Here is a 15494-nt window from a genome sequence, read left to right on the forward strand (position 1 = left end):
CTCAAGCCTCCTGCTTGCGTAGCGCCAACTGCGCGACGACGAGGAAGAGCAGGAAGAAGAAGCCCAGCATCACCAGATTGGGCCAGAGTTCGGCCGCCCCCAGCCCCTTGGTGAAGACGCCGACGCTGACCGGCTGGTACCAGGCCGGCGGCAGGCTCATGCCGATGATCCGGCCGCCACCCGAGAGCGAAGCGACCGGCACCATCAGGCCGGAGAAATTGACCGCCGGGATGATCGACAGGATCGCGGTCGCGAAGACGGCCGAGACCTGCGTGCGTGTGAAGCTGGAAATGAGCTGGCCGAAGCCGGTCGTGGCCGAGACATAGAGCAGGGTCGCCAGCACCAGCACCCAGGCCGGGCCCTTGATCGGAACCGCGAAGACGGTGAGCGCGATCAGCGCCAGCATGACGAAGCTCGCCATCGCGACCGCGATATAGGGCAATTGCTTGCCGAACAGGAATTCGAAGCGGCTGATCGGCGTCGAGCGGAAATTGGCGATCGAGCCGGTCTCCTTCTCGCGGACGACGCCGATCGCCGACATGATGGCCGGGATCAGGATCAGCATCAGCATGATCACGCTCGGCACCATCGCATTGGCGCTCTTGAAGTCCTGATTGTAGCGGAAGCGGGTCTCGATCGTGACGGGCGCCGGCGCGTGGCTCGATGCCGCCTGCGCTGCCGCAAACCCCTGCGCATATTGTGTCGCCAGGCCCGTGACATAGCCGCGCGTGGTCTCGGCCCGGAACGGCATGGCACCGTCGAGCCAGACCGAGAGTTCAGGCACGCGCCCTGCCATCAGGTCGCGGCCGAAGGAGGGCGGGATCTCGATCGCAAGCTGGATCTCGCCGCTTCGCAGGCGCTGGTCGAGTTCGGCGGCGGAGCGGATCGGCGCCTGCTCGTCGAAATAACGCGAGCTGGAGAAGGCCTCGACCAATTGCCGGCTCTCCATCGAGTTGTCCTGGTCGAAGGCCGCGAATTTCAGGTTCTCGACGTCGAAGGAAATGCCGAAGCCGAAGGCCAACATCAGCAGGAGCGGCCCGAGGAAAGAGAAGCTCAACCGGATCGGATCGCGCAGCAGCTCCATGGTTTCGCGGCGGGTGCAAGCCCAAAGCCGACGCGGATCGAAGCGGCGGGCCGGGGGCGCCGGCCGGGTTGCGGCCGCAGGCACCACAGCCGCCTCCGGAGGTGTCTCCTCGATGCCCGCGGCCTCCTTGAGATAGGCGATGAAGGCCTCTTCGAGCGTATCGACGCCCCGTTTTTCCACCAGCTCCGGCGGGGTGCCGACCGCCAGAACCTTGCCGGCATGCATGAAGGAGATGCGATCGCAGCGCTCCGCCTCGTTCATGAAATGCGTCGACAGGAAGATCGTCACGCCGTCGTCGCGCGAGAGATCGATCAGCGTGCGCCAGAAGGCGTCGCGCGCGATCGGATCGACGCCCGAGGTCGGCTCGTCGAGGATCAGCATGGCCGGCTTGTGCAGGACGGCGACGGCGAGCTGCAGGCGCTGGCGGATGCCCAGCGGCAGGCTCTCGGGCCGCTCATCGGCGACATCAGCCAGATCGAAGCGGGTCAGCAGCTCCGCGATCCGGCCGGGAATCTCGGCCGGCGGCAGATGGTAGAGCTCGGCGTGCAGCAGCAGGTTCTGGCGGACCGTCAGCTCGCTATAGAGCGAAAATGCCTGCGACATGTAGCCGACATTGCGGCGCGTCTCCATGTCGTCGGCGGCAAGCGGCTGGCCGAACAGCCTGGCCGTGCCCTCGGTCGCCGGCAGCAGGCCGGTCAGCATCTTCATCGTCGTCGACTTGCCGCAGCCATTCGAGCCGAGGAAGCCGAAGATCTCGCCACGACCGATGCGGAAGCTGACATGGTCGACGGCAACGAAATCGCCGAAGCTGCGGGTCAGACCCTCCGCCTCGATCGCGGGCGTCGCATCGTCGCTCACGACGCGCGGCCGCAGCACGACCTCCCGGTGCTGCGCGCGCTTGGCTTCCGGCAGCAGCGCGACGAAGGCGCCTTCCAGCGTGGATTGCCCGGCCTTTTCGCGGAGTTCGGCGGGCGTGCCGGTGGCGATCGCCTTGCCGTCATCCATCGCCACGAGCCAGTCGAAGCGCTCGGCCTCCTCCATATAGGCGGTGGCGACAATGACGCTCATGCCCGGGCGGCGGGCGCGGATCGTGTCGATCAGGTTCCAGAACTGGCCGCGCGAGAGCGGATCGACGCCCGTCGTCGGCTCGTCGAGGACGAGCAGATCGGGATCATGGATCAGCGCACAGCAGAGCGAGAGCTTCTGCTTCATGCCGCCGGACAACTTCGCGGCAGGTCTGGCCTCGAAGGGATCGAGACCCGTCGCCTTGAGCAGTTCGTCGATGCGGCTGCGGCGCTCGGCCGCGTCCTGCCCGAAGAGCCGGGCGTGGAAGTCGATATTCTCGAAGACCGAGAGCGTCGGATAGAGATTGCGGCCGAGCCCCTGCGGCATATAGGCGATGCGCCCGCGTCGCGCCTCGCGCTCGGCCTTGATGCCGAGATCGCCGCCAAGCGCATGGACGCTGCCCTGCTGGATGACCCGCACTCCGGCGACAAGCGCAAGCAAGGTCGATTTGCCGACGCCGTCCGGACCGATCACCCCGATCATACGGCCGGCGGGGATGTCGAGGGTCAGCGCGTCGAGGGCGATCACCTTGCCGTAGCGGTGCGTGACCCCCGCGAGGCTGGCGGCGGGGCCGGCCTCCGTCATGGCAGCTTCACGGCGAGCGAGTCAGGCCATTTCGCGCTCGGAGAGGTGCGGACGAAACCGAGGCCGCGCACGCCCGTCTTCACCTGCCGATGATATTTCGCGAGCAGGTTGCGATCGACCTGCAGCTTGGCGCGGAAGACCAGCTTCTCGCGCTCCTCGGCGGTCTCGACCGCCTTCGGCGTGAACTGTGCATCGGCCGCGACGAAGCTCACCGTCGCCGGGATGACATATTGCGGAACGGGATCGAGGATGATGCGCGCCTCGTCGCCCAGCGCGAGCTGCCCCGCCTGCGCGGCCGGCAGATAGATCGTCATGTAGACGTCCGAGAGGTCGAGGATCGTGACGACGCGCGTGCCGGCCGCGACCACTTCGCCGGTCCGGGCAAGCTGATACTGGACACGCCCGCTGCGCGGCGCGAGCAGCACGAGATCGACCAGGATCGCCTTGATCTGCTCGGCATCGGCCTCGGAGGCGTGGATCGCGAACTGGGCCTGATCGCGCTGCGCCTGGGCGGCTCGCAGCGCCGCATCGGCCGCATCGGCCTTGGCCGAGCGCTGGTCGTCGACCTGCTTGCTGAGATAGCCCTTTGCGACCAGTTCCTTGCCCCGCTCGGCATCGGTGCGGGCGAGGATCTGGTCGCTCTTGCGCTGGGCGATCAACGCCTCGGCCTCCGCGAGGGCCTGACGAGCGCGCAGCACCTGCGCCTGCGCGGACCGCAATTGCGCTTCGTATTCCGGCGATGCGATGCGGGCGATGACCTGCCCGGCCGTGACCTCGTCCCCTTCCTTCACCGTGACTTCCGCCAGACGGCCGGCATATTTCGAGGACACGTCGACCTGCGTCGCCTCGATCCGGCCGTTGGTCTTGACGATGCCGTCCGGCATCGTGTCGCCTCGCAATCTCTCGATCAATGCCTTGATGCGGGACTGCGCCTGCACACCAGGCGCCGGCAGAACGAGCGTAGCGAGAAGGATTGCTGCAACGGCCCGAAAGCGAGGCATCTTGCATCTCCGAAGACAGTAGGCGGAACAGGTGTAGGCCATCTCCTTAACATGCGGGAAGCAGCCGGCCAGGCCAAGCAACCGCTGCGCGACGTCCTCTGCGAGAAGGGCACGGTCGAGCGTTCCCGTCGAACCGACGAAGAGGAGTTCTACCAGCCCCACCGACACCGACGACGTTGACCCCGCGGCCCCGTGACGCGTCCGCCGGACAGGCGCCTTGCGAGGCGCTGCGAGAAGGGCTACGAATAACGCTTCGGATGTCTCACTAGCCCGCAGACATTGCGGGCAGGAAATCCCGGCGCATCGGCGTGAAGACATCGACGAGCACGCCGGCTTCGATATTGACCGCACCATGGATCGCGTCAGGCGGCACAGTGAAGCTGTCGCCAGCGACGAGGCGTTCGGTGTGGCCAGCGATGGTGATGTCGAAGACACCGCTCTCGACCAGCGAGCACTGGATATGCGGGTGGCTGTGGGCCGGGCCGATCGCGCCGGCCTCGAAGCGCACGCGCACCATCATGACCTCGTCGCGATAGGTCAGGATCTTGCGCGTCACACCTTCTCCGGCCGGCTCCCAGGCGAGGTCGGCATCATGGGCGAAGGGTTCGTTCTTGCGATCCATGTGTGCTCTTTCTCAACGCGCGAGCCAGCCGCCGTCGACGGGCAGGACGACGCCATGGACATAGGCGGCAGCATCGGAGGCGAGGAACACGGCGGCACCGCCGATCTCCTGCGGCTTGCCCCAATGCCCGGCCGGAATGCGGGCGAGGATCGCCTCGTTGCGCTCCGGGTCGGCCCGCAGGGCCTCCGTATTGTTGGTGACGAAATAGCCCGGCGCGATGGCGTTGACGTTGATGCCCTTGCCCGCCCATTCGCAGGCGAGCAGCCGGGTTAATCCTGCGAGGCCGCTCTTCGAGGCGGTGTAGGAGGGGATGCGGATGCCGCCCTGGAAGGAGAGCAGCGAGGCGATATTGATGACCTTGCCGCCCTTGCCGTCGGCTAGCATGCGCTTCGCCACGCCTTGGGTCAGAAAGAAGGTCGACTTCAGATTGACGTCCATCACCGCGTCCCAATCGGCTTCGGTGAAGTCGATGGCGTCGGCACGGCGGATGATGCCGGCATTGTTGACGAGAATGTCGAGCCGCGAGCCGTCAGCCTTCGCCGCGGCGTCAGCCTCTTCAACGACCCGTGCGACAGGCTCCAGCGTCGCGAGGTCGGCAGTGATCTCATGGAACGGCTTGCCCGTCGCCGCGACCAGCGCTCTCGTCTCGGCCATGCTGGAACGGCCGACCGCGACGATGCCGGCGCCTGCCTGAGCGAGCGCGACCGCGATCGCCTGACCGAGGCCGGTATTGGCCCCGGTGACGATCGCGGTCCGGCCGCTCAAATCGAAGGCTGAGGACATCAGCGCAGGTCCCCGGTCGCGACCATGTCCATGTCGGTATAGTCGACATTGTCGCCGCCCATGCCCCAGATGAAGGAATAGGCCTTCGTCCCGACGCCGGAATGGATCGACCAGCCGGGCGAGAGGATCGCCTGCTCGTTGGCGACGACGAGATGGCGGGTCTCCTGCGGCTCGCCCATCAGGTGGAAGACGCGGGCCTCAGTGGGGACGTCGAAATAGAGATAGATCTCGCAGCGCCGGTCATGGACATGCGACGGCATGGTGTTCCAGATGCTGCCCTCTTCCAGAGTGGTCACGCCCATCACGAGCTGGCAGGTCTCGCAGACACCGGGGATGATGTACTGCCGGATGATGCGCTTGTTGGCGGTCGCCTGCTCGCCGAGTGCGAGGGTCTTGGCGTCGGCCTCGCGGATCACTCTGGTCGGATGCACCGCATGGGCCGGGGTCGAGAGCAGGTAGAACTTAGCCGGATTCGCAGCATCGTCGCTGGCGAAGGAGACCTCGCCGGCCTCCTTGCCGATATAGAGCGCGTCGCGCTTGGCGAGAGCGTAATCCTTGCCGCCGACCAAGACCTTGCCGGGTCCGCCGACATTGACGATGCCGAGTTCACGCCGCTTCAGGAAGGCGTCCGTGCCGACGGCCTTGGGCGTCGGCAGCACCACGGCTTTTCCGGTCGGCATGGCACCGCCGACGATGACGCGGTCGAGATGGCTGTAGGTCAGCCTGACCTCGCCGGCCACAAACAGCGTCTCGATCAGGAAGTGACGCCGCAGCTCCGCCGTGTCGAAGCCCTTGACGGCCTCGGGATGCGAAACCTGGCGAATATCGATGGTCATGATCGGTCCTTCAGTGGAACAGGCGCGGCAGCCAAAGCGACAGGCCGGGCACATAGGTGACGAGCAGGAGCACGGCGACGCTGGCACCGTAGAACGGCCAGATCGTGCGCATGGACTCGCCAATGGAGATGCGGCCGATGGCGCAGGCGACGAACTGCACCGAACCGACCGGCGGGGTGTTGAGGCCGATGCCGGCGTTGAGGATCAGGATCACGCCGAAATGGATCGGATCGACGCCGAAGGCCTTCACCACCGGCAGGAAGATCGGCGTGCAGATGATGATCATCGGCGCCATGTCCATGAAGGTGCCGAGCACCAGCAGGATCAGGTTGATCATCAGCAGGATCACGATCGGATTGTCGGAGACCGCCTTCATCGCGGCGATGGTGGCCTGCGGCACCTGCAGGAAGGCCATCAGCCAGCCGAAGGCGCCGGCCGTGCCGATCACCAGCAGCACCATCGCCGTCGTGCGGACCGCGCCCAGGGTCGCCTCGACGAAGGCCGTCCAGGTGAGCTGGCGATAGACGAAGATGGTGACGAGGATCGCGTAGACGACGGCGACGCAGGAGGATTCCGTCGCGGTGAAGACACCGGAGCGGACGCCGCCGAAGATGATGCCGATCAGGAGGATGCCGGGCAGGGCGAGCACGACATAGCGCCCGACGGTGGCGAAGCCGGGGAAGGGCTCGCGCGGATAGCCGCGCTTCACCGCCACCGCCCAGGCCGCGACCATCAACGCAGCGCAGAGCATGAGGCCCGGCACGATGCCGGCGGTGAACAGGTCCGCGATCGAGAGATTGCCGCCCGCCGAAAGCGAATAGATGATCATGTTGTGCGAGGGCGGGATCAGCAGCGCGATGATTGCCGCGTTCGCAGTGACGTTGACGGCGTAGTCGGCGTCATAGCCGCGCTTCTTCATCTGCGGGATCATAAGGCCGCCGACCGCCGAGGCATCGGCGACCGCCGAGCCGGAAATGCCGCCGAAGAGCGTGCAGGTCACGACATTGACCTGGCCGAGGCCGCCGCGCAGATGGCCGACGAGGCTCGCCGCCATCTGGATCAGGCGCTCGGCGATACCGCCACGGATCATCAGGTCGCCGGCATAGATGAAGAACGGGATCGCCATCATGGCGAAGGCGTTCATGCCGGAATTCATCTGCTGGAAGACGACGACCGGAGGCAGGCCCATAAAGGCGACGGTCGCGACCGAGGCGATGCCGAGGCAGAAGGCGACGGGCACGCCGATCAGCAGCAGGACCGAGAAGACGCCGAAGAGAATCCAGAGTTCCATCGCTCAGGCCTCCTGGCTTTCGCCGAAATGGACGAAGCCGAGCGGCGCCTGCTGCTCGCCGGTGATGAAGAGGAGGAGCTTTTCCAGCGCGAACAGCGCGATCAACGCGCCGCCGGCCGCGATCGGCACATAGTCCCAGCCGCGGGAGATTCCGATGATCGGCATGCGGTCGTCCCAGGTGCCGGCGGCGAGCTGCCAGCCATAGCCAAGCATGGCGAGGCCAAAGGCGCAGACGAGTGCCTCGCCAATGACGATCAGCGCGGCGCGTAACCGTGGCGGCGACATCACCAGCCCAACCTCGAAGCCGAGATGGTCGCTCTCGCGCACGCCCACGGCAGCGCCGAGCAGGATGAACCAGGACATCAGGAAGAGCGATCCGGCCTCGACCCAGATCGGCGTATCGTTGAGTACATAGCGGCCAAACACGCCCCAGGCGACCATCACGGTCATCAGGACGAGGCCGGCCCCGGCGGCGATCAGCGCGAACAGGCTGAGCTTGGCGTCGATACGAGTCAGGAAGGCGGTGAAGGCGCGCATGGGATGTCCGTGAATACGGGTTTCTCATCCTGAGCCCTCATCCTGAGGAGCGATCGCAGATCGCGTCTCGAAGGATGAGGGCTTTAGGAATCGGGGCGGCCCGGAAGCCGCCCCTCCTGAGCGAGGCTCAGTTCACCGCCTGGATGGCGGCGACCATGTCCTTCAGCTTCGGGTCGGTGACGAACTTGTCGTAGACCGGCTTCATCGCGTCGATGAAAGGCTTCTTGTCGACCTGGTTGATCTGGGCGCCGCCGGCCTTGACCTTGGCCTCCGAGGCCTTCTCGCGCGCATCCCAGAGCTCGCGCATCTTGGCGACGGATTCCTTTGCGGCGGCTTTGATGATCGCCTGGTCGGCCGCGTTGAACTTCTCGAAGCTCTTCTTCGACATCACCAGCGCTTCCGGCGAGAGCGAGTGCTCGGTCACCGAATAGAACTTGGAAACCTCGAAATGGCGGGTCGATTCATAGGACGGCCAGTTGTTCTCGGCGCCGTCGATGACGCCGGTCTGGAGCGCCGAATAGACCTCGCCGAAGGGCATCGGCGTGGCGTTGGCACCGAGCGCCGAGACCAGCGCGACGAACATGTCGGACTGCTGGACGCGGATCTTCAGGCCCTTCATGTCGGCCGGCGTATTGATCGCGCGCTTGGAGTTATAGAACGAGCGCGAGCCGGAATCGTAGAGCGCCAGCCCGATCAGGTCGTGCTTCTCGAATTCCTTGAGCAGGTTGTCGCCGATCTGCCCGTCCATCGCCTTCCGCATGTGATCGACCGAGCGGAAGATGAAGGGCAGGGAGGGGATGTTGGTCGCCGGGATCAGGTTGTTGAACGGCGCCATGTTGATGCGGTTGATATCGATGACGCCGAACCGGGTCTGGTCGATCGTGTCCTTCTCCTGGCCGAGCTGGGCCGAGTGGAAGACGTTGATCTTGACGCGCCCCTGGGTGCGCTCCTCGAGCAGCTTGCCGAGATAGCGGACGGCCTCGACGGTCGGATAATCGGTCGGGTGGATGTCGGCCGAGCGCAGCGTGACGCTCTGGGCCAGGGCTGAAGTCGCGGCGGCGGCCGTGAAAGCCAGCGCGGCGGTATAGGCAAGGAAACTGCGGCGTGCGGTCATGGTGCGTTCTCCCGTGGTTTCGAAGGCCCCCGCCGTTTCCCGGCTTGTTCGCTGGTGCCTCGAACGTAAGCTTGCTGCGCGCCCCCTGCGGTTGCGGCAGCGATTGTATGGTAGTATGTTGCGGTATGGCACGCAACGGGCCCTGGAGGTTTTTGACTTGAGCCTTTCGTTGGCGTCATCCGCCCTTGCCTCGGGCGCCTCGGCGGCCGGGCGTGTCGAAGCTGAGCTGCGTCGCGCGATCATCGCACTCGAATTGCCGCCCGGTACGCGCCTGTCGGAGCAGGAGATCGCATTGAAATACGGGGTGTCGCGGCAGCCGGTGCGCGAGGCGCTGATCGCGCTTGCCAAGACACGGCTCGTCGACATCCAGCCGCAGCGCGGCACTGTCGTGGTCAAGTTCTCGGTCCGCAAGATGATGGAGGCCCGCTTCGTGCGAGAGGCGGTGGAGGTTGCCATTGTCCAACAGGCTTGCGAGTCCTTCGCCGCACAGAGCCGCCAGCGCATCAGCGATCTCCTCGACATGCAGGACAAGGCAGCGGAGCGAGACGACCACGCATCCTTCCAGCGCTATGACGAGCTGTTCCATGTCGAGCTGGCCGAAGGCGTCGGCATGCCCCTCGCCTGGGAGGCGATCAGGGATATCAAGGCGCATATGGACCGGGTTTGCCAACTGACCTTGCCCGGGACTGCCGTGATGTTGGCCCTGGTGGAGCAGCACCGGAGCATCATGGCCGCTATCGATGCGCGAGATGCGGCACAGGCGGGAATCGCCATGCGCCATCACCTCACCGAGATTCTCCGGGCCCTTCCCAAGACAGAAGCCAGCTATCCCGATCTGTTCGAGTGAAGCTACGCGATCCCCCTGAGCACTCGTTATGAAGCGGCCGCAACCACGGCAGCCCACGGGCTGGTCGGATGCGCCATCCCGATGAAGCCGTGCTCGGCTGCCATCACGGCGGAGGGAATCGAGAAGTTCACGGGATAGAGCGTGTCCTCGACGATCTCGACAGGGAACGCAGTCGCGACGGTCGCCGCGACATCCGCCTCGGCGCGCGCGTCGATCTTGATGCGCGGGGTCGAAGCATCGATGCGCGGGCGGTGAAAGGCCTCCTCGAGCGACAGGCCGAAATCGGACAGTCCCGAGATCAGCTGCAGAACCGTCGGGAAGATCGTGCGTCCGCCGGCAGCCCCGATGGCAAGCACGGGGCGGCCGCCCTGGCTGAGCACGAGCGGGCACATATTGGCGAGCGGCTTCCGGCCCGCCGCGATGCTGTTGGGCTGGCCGGGGCGCGGATCGAACCACATCATGCCGTTGTTCATGATGACGCCGCTCTGCGGCAGCGCGACTTTTGCGCCGAAGCGCGACAGCAGCGTGTTGGTGAGCGAGACCATCGTGCCGGAGCGGTCGACCACGCTGACGTGGGAGGTGCAGCCGGCTTGCGGCGTCGCGGCATGGCCGAGCGTGTTGAGCCGCTTTTCATAGGCCGCGCGGATCGCGGTCGCGTAGAGCAGGGCAGCCTGGGCCGGCGAGGTCTCGCGCGACAGCGGCCCGTTGGCAAGGCGCTGCGCGGCGTCGAAGAAGGTCGGGCCACCGCTGAGGCCCGGCACCGCGGCGATGTCGAAATCGCGATAGCGGCCGGTCAGAGCCGGCGCCCAGACCACCTCGTAGGCGGCCAGATCGCGGGCGCGCAGCGGCGAACCGCCCGCTTCGAGGTCGGCGGCGATCGATGCAGCGCTCTCGCCTTCATAAAAGTCGCGCGCTCCCGCCTTGGCGAGCCGCCGCAGCAGCTTGGCCTTGAGCGCCATCGGCTTGAAGCGGCGCGTGTCGGCGCCGGCCTTCGGGCCATGGCCGTCATCGAGCAGGATCGCCGAAAGCACGGGGTCGCGCGCGAGGCCCGGAGCCTCGATCGCGATGCAGAGCGCGGCGAACCAGTCGATTTCCAGGCCGCGTTCGGCGTGCTCGATCGCAGGCTGCAGCGCCTCTTCCCAGGAGATCGAGCCATGGCGTTCCAGCGCGGCGGCGAGGCCTGCGATCGCGCCGGGTACGCAGATTGCGCCATAGCCGGAGACGTTGCGCTCCCCGACCACCGAGGGCCAGCTGAACCAGTTGCCGGCCTGCGCGTCGGCCAGCGGATAATCCGCCGGGTCGAGCCCTGCGGCGGAGCGGACGTTGAAGTCGAGCGTCTCGGCCGCGCCCGTCCGGCCATCGGCATGGACGAGGAAGCCGCCACCGCCGATGCCCGAGAGCCAGGGTTCGACGGTGCTCAGCACCAGCGCGGCCACGACGGCCGCGTCCATGGCGTTGCCGCCGCGCGAGAGAACATCCGCCCCGGCTTGCGCCGCATGGCGGTTCTGAGCGGCGACGAGACCGTGCGCCGAATGCACGGCAGGCCTCCGGATGCTGAAAGTCTGCATCAGCGCGGCGCCCTGAAGCGATGGGGTGCACTCGCCTCCGGCAGCCGCATCGGCACGCTGAAGCGCGCGGCATTGCCGCTGGCGGCATGATGCGCCGCGAGTTCGCCGACGGTCGCGATCCAGGTTCCCGGCGAGGTCGTGATCACGTCGAGCAGCTTCTCCAGCATGCGGACACGGCCGGCCCTTCCGGAAATCCAGTCATGGATCGTCAGCATCATCATGCGGCCCTCGCGGTGGAGCACCTGCCATTCGTCGAGCCAGGCTTCGAGAATGCCACCTTGCGGCGACGGCGGGGCGCGATCGGTCGGGCTGCCGGTAAAGCGGAAATAGATCGCGTCGTCGACAGCCCAGAGCACCGGTACCTGCGTGACGCCGTCGATCGTATAGGGATGATCGAAACCCATCAGCGAGCTGTCGTAGAGGCCGCGTCGTTTGACCTCCGCCAGCATGAACGGTGTCATCTCCCAGGCCGGCGAGCGGAAACCTTTCGGCACGATGCCGGTCTGGCTCTTGAACAGCGCCAGCGATTCGTCGAGCGCCCGGGCGAATTCATCCGGCCCCGCTTCGGTGGCGATCTCGTGGAAGTAGCCGTGCAATCCGATCTCGTGGCCGCGTTCGACAAAGGCCGGCAGCAGGTCGGGATGGTTCTTCGCGACCAGACCCGGCACGAACATCGTCGCCTTGATGCCGTAGCGGTCGAGCAGGTCGAGGATGCGCCAGATGCCGATGCGCGGCCCGAACAGCCGCTGCTCGATCTGGCCGAGCGTCGCGGGCGCGCCCTCGGCCAGGTTCCATTGATACGGGCTTTCGGCGTCGACATCGACACTGAAGCAGAAGGCGCTGCTCTTACCCGCCGGCCATTCATAGGCCGAGGCGGGAAAGCTCGCCGGCGCGAGCGAAGACGTGTTTTGGTTCACGACAAGCTCCTCACAGCGCGCTCTTCTTGTCCTGATGGACCGCGAGCGAGCCGATCGAATTGCCGCCGTCGACCGTCAGGGTCGCGCCGGTGACATAGGAGGAGACGCCACTGGCCAGATAAAGCAGCGCGTTCCCAACATCCGCGCGCGAGGACGGCCGTCCCAGCGGAATCTGCGCGACCGTGTTCTGAATATGCGCGTCGGTCAGTCCGCTGACCGTGCTGCCGGCGGCGAAACCGGGCTCGAGCGCATTCACCCGGATGCCGTATTCGGCAAGTTCGACGCCAAAGCCCTTGGTCAGGCGGTCGAGCGCCGTCTTCGAGGTGGAGTAGACGGCGGCTGTCCGCCGCATCTTGCGCGAGGCGCCCGACGAGATGTTGATGATCGAGCCCTTGACGCCCTTGCGAACCATCTGCGTCGCCAGTTCCCGGCTCAGAATGAAGGGCGCGCGCAGGTTGACTGAGAAGATGCGGTCGAACTCCTCCGTGGGCGTGTCGAGCAGGAAGGCGCTGGGATAGATCCCGGCATTGTTGACGAGGATGTCGGCGGCGCCCCAGCGCTTCCCGACCTCGTCCGTCAGCGCCTTGATCGAAGCCTCGTCGGTGAGATCGGCGGCCTTGACGAAGCTGTCGCCGCCGAGGCCCAGCGTCCTGGCGAAGGCTTCGAGCTCGCCTTCCTTGGCGTCGGTGAGCGCCAGCGTGGCGCCGGCCTCGTGCAGCGTCTCGGCGATCCATTTTCCGATCACGCCGCAAGCCCCGGTGACCAGCGCGCGCTTGCCCTTGATGTCGTCGAACATGGTGCGATCCTTAGCGAAAATGGGGGTCGAGGCGGTCGCGCACGGCATCGCCGGTCAGGTTGACGGTGAGCACCAGCGCGAACAGGCAAAGTCCGGGCAGCGTCGCGACCCACCAGGCGGTAGCGACGTAGTTGCGGCCGGTGGAGAGCATCGAACCCCAGCTCGCGGTCGGCGGCTGGACGCCGAGGCCGAGGAAGGAGAGCCCGGCTTCGAACAGGACCATCAGGCCGAACTCCAGGGTCGCCACGACGATCAGCGTGCCCGCGATGTTGGGCAGGATATGCCGGAAGAGGATGCGCGCATTGCCGCCGCCCGAGAGCACCGCGTTCTCGACATAGGCCATGCCGGTCGTCGCCAATGTCTGCGCATGCGCCACGCGGGCATAGCGCGGCCAGCGCGTGAGGGCGAGCACGAGGACGACATTGACCAGGCTGGGCCCCAGCACCGCGACGGTGATGATGGCGAGAAGCACCGCCGGGATCGACAGGAACACGTCGGCAATGCGCATCACCGCAGTCTCGACCCAGCCGCGCCGATAGCCGGCGATCAGCCCGAGCGCGGTCCCGCACGCTCCCGAGAGCAGGACGGAGAGCACGGCGACGAGCAGCGAGACGCGTGTGCCGTATATGATCCGGCTGAGGAGGTCGCGGCCGAGCTCGTCCGAGCCGAGCCAGTAGTAAAAGCTGCGCGAAACCGTCCCCGGCGGCTTCAGCCGCCCGACGAGATTCTGAGCATTGGGATCATAGGGAGCCAGCAGGGGCGCGCAGATCGCGGTCAGAACGAAGACCGCGAGAATGGCGATCGGCCACCAGCGCTTCAGCGGGAAGCGGCGGCGAGGCAGCGAAGGAACTGGTGCGCTCATCGTCCGCCCCCCAATGCGATGCGCGGGTCGACGACGCTGTAGAGGAAGTCCGAGAGCAGATTGAGCCCGATCGTGACCAGGGCCCCCAGCATGACGACGCCCTGCACGACCAGGAAGTCGCGTGCGAGGATGGCTTGAACCGTGACCTGGCCAAGGCCAGGCCAGGCAAACACCGTCTCGACGATGACGGCGCCGGCCAGCAGGTTCGATATCTCGAGCGCGGCGACGGTGATGACGGGAATCGCCGCGTTCTTCGCGACATGCCGCAGCAGGATACGCACCGGACCGACACCTCTTGCGCGGGCCGTGCGGACATAATCGCGCGTGAACTCCTCGATCAGCGCCGCCCGTGTGATCCGGGCGAAGGTCGCCATCGAAAGCAGGCCGAGCGCGATGGACGGCATGATCAGGTGCGAGAAGCCGCCCGTCGAAGACGGCGGCAGCCAGCCGAGGGTCACGGCAAAGAGCAGGATCAGAAGGATGCCGCTCCAGAAGGTCGGCATGCTCTGGGCCGCGAGCACGAAGCCGGCGGCCGCCTTCGCCGCGGCGCTATCGCGGAACAATGCGAGCAGGATGCCGACGGGGATGCCGATGCCGCAGGCGACCGTCAGCGCGCCGCCGGCGAGCATCAGCGTGTAGGGCAGGCGCGAGGCGATGATGTCGATCACCGGCACGCGCTGCACCACGGACTGGCCGAGATCGAAACGGGCGAGATCGGCAAGGAAGCCGAGATACTGGACGATGAGCGGCCGGTCGAAGCCCAGCGCGTGGCGCAGGGCTTCGATATCGGCTTGCGTAGCGGTTTCCGGCACGAGGAGATAGGTCGGATCCCCCGTCAGCCGCTGGACGAAGAAGATCAGCGTCGCCACGCCGAAGATCGTGACGAGCGCCTGCCCGGCGCGCTGGAGGAGGAAGCCGACCACGCCGCGTCAGTCCTTCCAGCTCATCCGGTTGACGAAGATGCTTTCATTGGGCGTGGGGGTCCAGACAAGGTTCTTGGACGTCCCGTACATCTGTGCCGCCTGATAGAGCGGGATCACGAAGTGCTCGCTGGCGATGCGTTCGTGCACGGTCTTGTATGCGGCGAGGCGCTTGGCCGGATCGAGCGTCTGGCGCCCGGTCTCAAGCGCGTCCTCGATCGCCTTGTCCTTGGCATTGGCCCAGCCGCTGGCGCTGTGCAGGATCGGGAACAGCACGCCGTCCGCGTCCTGGCAGCCGCAGGACCAGCGGCTGAACGCCATCACCGGAATGGAATCCGGGCCGCTCTGCATGCGCTTCAGCCAGGAGCCCATATCGGTCATCTCGATCTTCACGCTGAGACCGGCATCGACCAGCATCTGCTGCAGGGCCTGAACGACGCGCTGGTCGTAGACGGGCGCGGTGACCAGGGCGATCTCCTGCTTGGCCTTGGGGCCGACCGCGGCAAGCTCCGCTTTGGCCTTGGCGAGATCGAACGGCAGATCCTTAATCCATATGCGGAAACAGCGCGTAGTTCTGGAAGACCATGCCGATCTCGCGCTTGTGCGGCGCAAGGCGCACGACCTCGCGCTCGCCGAAGCGGATCGAGCCCTTGTCGGGCCGCAGGA

The 15494-nt window shown here is 66.3% G+C and carries 14 protein-coding genes and 1 pseudogene; 1 reads left to right on the plus strand and 14 read right to left on the minus strand.

Features of this window, described 5'->3' with window-relative positions:
• Window position 1: 1 nt before the first annotated feature.
• From rbbA to ACODTJ_RS24455, 8 genes are all read right to left on the minus strand, one after another.
• Window positions 2-2734, minus strand: coding sequence for a ribosome-associated ATPase/putative transporter RbbA (rbbA, locus tag ACODTJ_RS24420; RefSeq protein WP_488850411.1), 2733 nt, complete (start codon window positions 2732-2734; stop codon window positions 2-4).
• Window positions 2731-3735: an HlyD family secretion protein gene (locus ACODTJ_RS24425; RefSeq protein WP_454658698.1), complete on the minus strand. Its 1005-nt coding sequence runs from the start codon at window positions 3733-3735 to the stop codon at window positions 2731-2733. The genes rbbA and ACODTJ_RS24425 overlap by 4 nt, the downstream gene beginning before the upstream one ends.
• A gap of 265 nt (window positions 3736-4000) precedes the next feature.
• On the minus strand, window positions 4001-4357 hold the full coding sequence (locus tag ACODTJ_RS24430; protein WP_454658699.1) for a cupin domain-containing protein: 357 nt from the start codon (window positions 4355-4357) through the stop codon (window positions 4001-4003).
• Between the two features lie 12 nt (window positions 4358-4369).
• Entirely contained in the window at window positions 4370-5140 is a 771-nt protein-coding gene (gene kduD, locus ACODTJ_RS24435) for a 2-dehydro-3-deoxy-D-gluconate 5-dehydrogenase KduD (RefSeq protein WP_454658700.1), read from the minus strand.
• Window positions 5140-5976, minus strand: a complete 837-nt coding sequence (gene kduI / locus ACODTJ_RS24440) for a 5-dehydro-4-deoxy-D-glucuronate isomerase (RefSeq protein ID WP_454658701.1) — start codon at window positions 5974-5976, stop codon at window positions 5140-5142. The genes kduD and kduI overlap by 1 nt, the downstream gene beginning before the upstream one ends.
• Before the next feature lie 10 nt (window positions 5977-5986).
• Window positions 5987-7267 (minus strand): TRAP transporter large permease, encoded by a 1281-nt coding sequence (locus tag ACODTJ_RS24445; RefSeq protein ID WP_454658702.1) that lies wholly within the window; start codon window positions 7265-7267, stop codon window positions 5987-5989.
• A gap of 3 nt (window positions 7268-7270) precedes the next feature.
• The gene (locus ACODTJ_RS24450) at window positions 7271-7804 is read right to left on the minus strand and encodes a TRAP transporter small permease (protein WP_454658703.1); all 534 of its coding nucleotides are present in this window, start codon (window positions 7802-7804) and stop codon (window positions 7271-7273) included.
• 127 nt (window positions 7805-7931) lie between these two features.
• The gene (locus tag ACODTJ_RS24455; protein ID WP_454658704.1) at window positions 7932-8918 is read right to left on the minus strand and encodes a TRAP transporter substrate-binding protein; all 987 of its coding nucleotides are present in this window, start codon (window positions 8916-8918) and stop codon (window positions 7932-7934) included.
• A 115-nt stretch (window positions 8919-9033) separates the two neighbouring features.
• On the opposite strand from ACODTJ_RS24455, the gene ACODTJ_RS24460 reads away from it, so the two are divergent.
• Window positions 9034-9765 (plus strand): GntR family transcriptional regulator, encoded by a 732-nt coding sequence (locus tag ACODTJ_RS24460; protein ID WP_454659065.1) that lies wholly within the window; start codon window positions 9034-9036, stop codon window positions 9763-9765.
• A 26-nt stretch (window positions 9766-9791) separates the two neighbouring features.
• On the opposite strand, the gene ACODTJ_RS24465 is transcribed toward ACODTJ_RS24460, so the two are convergent.
• The 6 genes and pseudogenes from ACODTJ_RS24465 to ACODTJ_RS24490 form a co-directional block, all read right to left on the minus strand.
• The gene (locus ACODTJ_RS24465) at window positions 9792-11303 is read right to left on the minus strand and encodes a gamma-glutamyltransferase (protein WP_454658705.1); all 1512 of its coding nucleotides are present in this window, start codon (window positions 11301-11303) and stop codon (window positions 9792-9794) included.
• 29 nt (window positions 11304-11332) lie between these two features.
• Window positions 11333-12250 (minus strand): polysaccharide deacetylase family protein, encoded by a 918-nt coding sequence (locus ACODTJ_RS24470; RefSeq protein ID WP_454658706.1) that lies wholly within the window; start codon window positions 12248-12250, stop codon window positions 11333-11335.
• Window positions 12251-12260: 10 nt separating this feature from the next.
• On the minus strand, window positions 12261-13046 hold the full coding sequence (locus tag ACODTJ_RS24475) for an SDR family NAD(P)-dependent oxidoreductase (RefSeq protein WP_454658707.1): 786 nt from the start codon (window positions 13044-13046) through the stop codon (window positions 12261-12263).
• 10 nt (window positions 13047-13056) lie between these two features.
• Window positions 13057-13908, minus strand: coding sequence for an ABC transporter permease (locus ACODTJ_RS24480; protein WP_488850416.1), 852 nt, complete (start codon window positions 13906-13908; stop codon window positions 13057-13059).
• A complete protein-coding gene (locus tag ACODTJ_RS24485; RefSeq protein ID WP_454658709.1) occupies window positions 13905-14831 on the minus strand; it encodes an ABC transporter permease in 927 nt (308 codons plus the stop codon). Before ACODTJ_RS24485 ends, ACODTJ_RS24480 begins: the two co-directional genes overlap by 4 nt.
• A gap of 547 nt (window positions 14832-15378) precedes the next feature.
• A pseudogene (locus ACODTJ_RS24490) lies at window positions 15379-15494 on the minus strand (polyamine ABC transporter ATP-binding protein); the annotation flags it as partial.

The organism is Allobosea sp. FG18, from assembly GCF_057809495.1.

Bases quoted from the DNA above. Each gene is read 5' to 3' on its own strand.
- ACODTJ_RS24460 (WP_454659065.1), top strand. From the start codon at position 9,034: ATGTTGCGGTATGGCACGCAACGGGCCCTGGAGGTTTTTGACTTGAGC.
- ACODTJ_RS24475 (WP_454658707.1), bottom strand. From the start codon at position 13,046: ATGTTCGACGACATCAAGGGCAAGCGCGCGCTGGTCACCGGGGCTTGC.
- ACODTJ_RS24425 (WP_454658698.1), bottom strand. From the start codon at position 3,735: ATGCCTCGCTTTCGGGCCGTTGCAGCAATCCTTCTCGCTACGCTCGTT.
- ACODTJ_RS24450 (WP_454658703.1), bottom strand. From the start codon at position 7,804: ATGCGCGCCTTCACCGCCTTCCTGACTCGTATCGACGCCAAGCTCAGC.
- ACODTJ_RS24455 (WP_454658704.1), bottom strand. From the start codon at position 8,918: ATGACCGCACGCCGCAGTTTCCTTGCCTATACCGCCGCGCTGGCTTTC.
- kduD (WP_454658700.1), bottom strand. From the start codon at position 5,140: ATGTCCTCAGCCTTCGATTTGAGCGGCCGGACCGCGATCGTCACCGGG.
- rbbA (WP_488850411.1), bottom strand. From the start codon at position 2,734: ATGACGGAGGCCGGCCCCGCCGCCAGCCTCGCGGGGGTCACGCACCGC.
- ACODTJ_RS24480 (WP_488850416.1), bottom strand. From the start codon at position 13,908: ATGAGCGCACCAGTTCCTTCGCTGCCTCGCCGCCGCTTCCCGCTGAAG.
- kduI (WP_454658701.1), bottom strand. From the start codon at position 5,976: ATGACCATCGATATTCGCCAGGTTTCGCATCCCGAGGCCGTCAAGGGC.
- ACODTJ_RS24430 (WP_454658699.1), bottom strand. From the start codon at position 4,357: ATGGATCGCAAGAACGAACCCTTCGCCCATGATGCCGACCTCGCCTGG.
- ACODTJ_RS24445 (WP_454658702.1), bottom strand. From the start codon at position 7,267: ATGGAACTCTGGATTCTCTTCGGCGTCTTCTCGGTCCTGCTGCTGATC.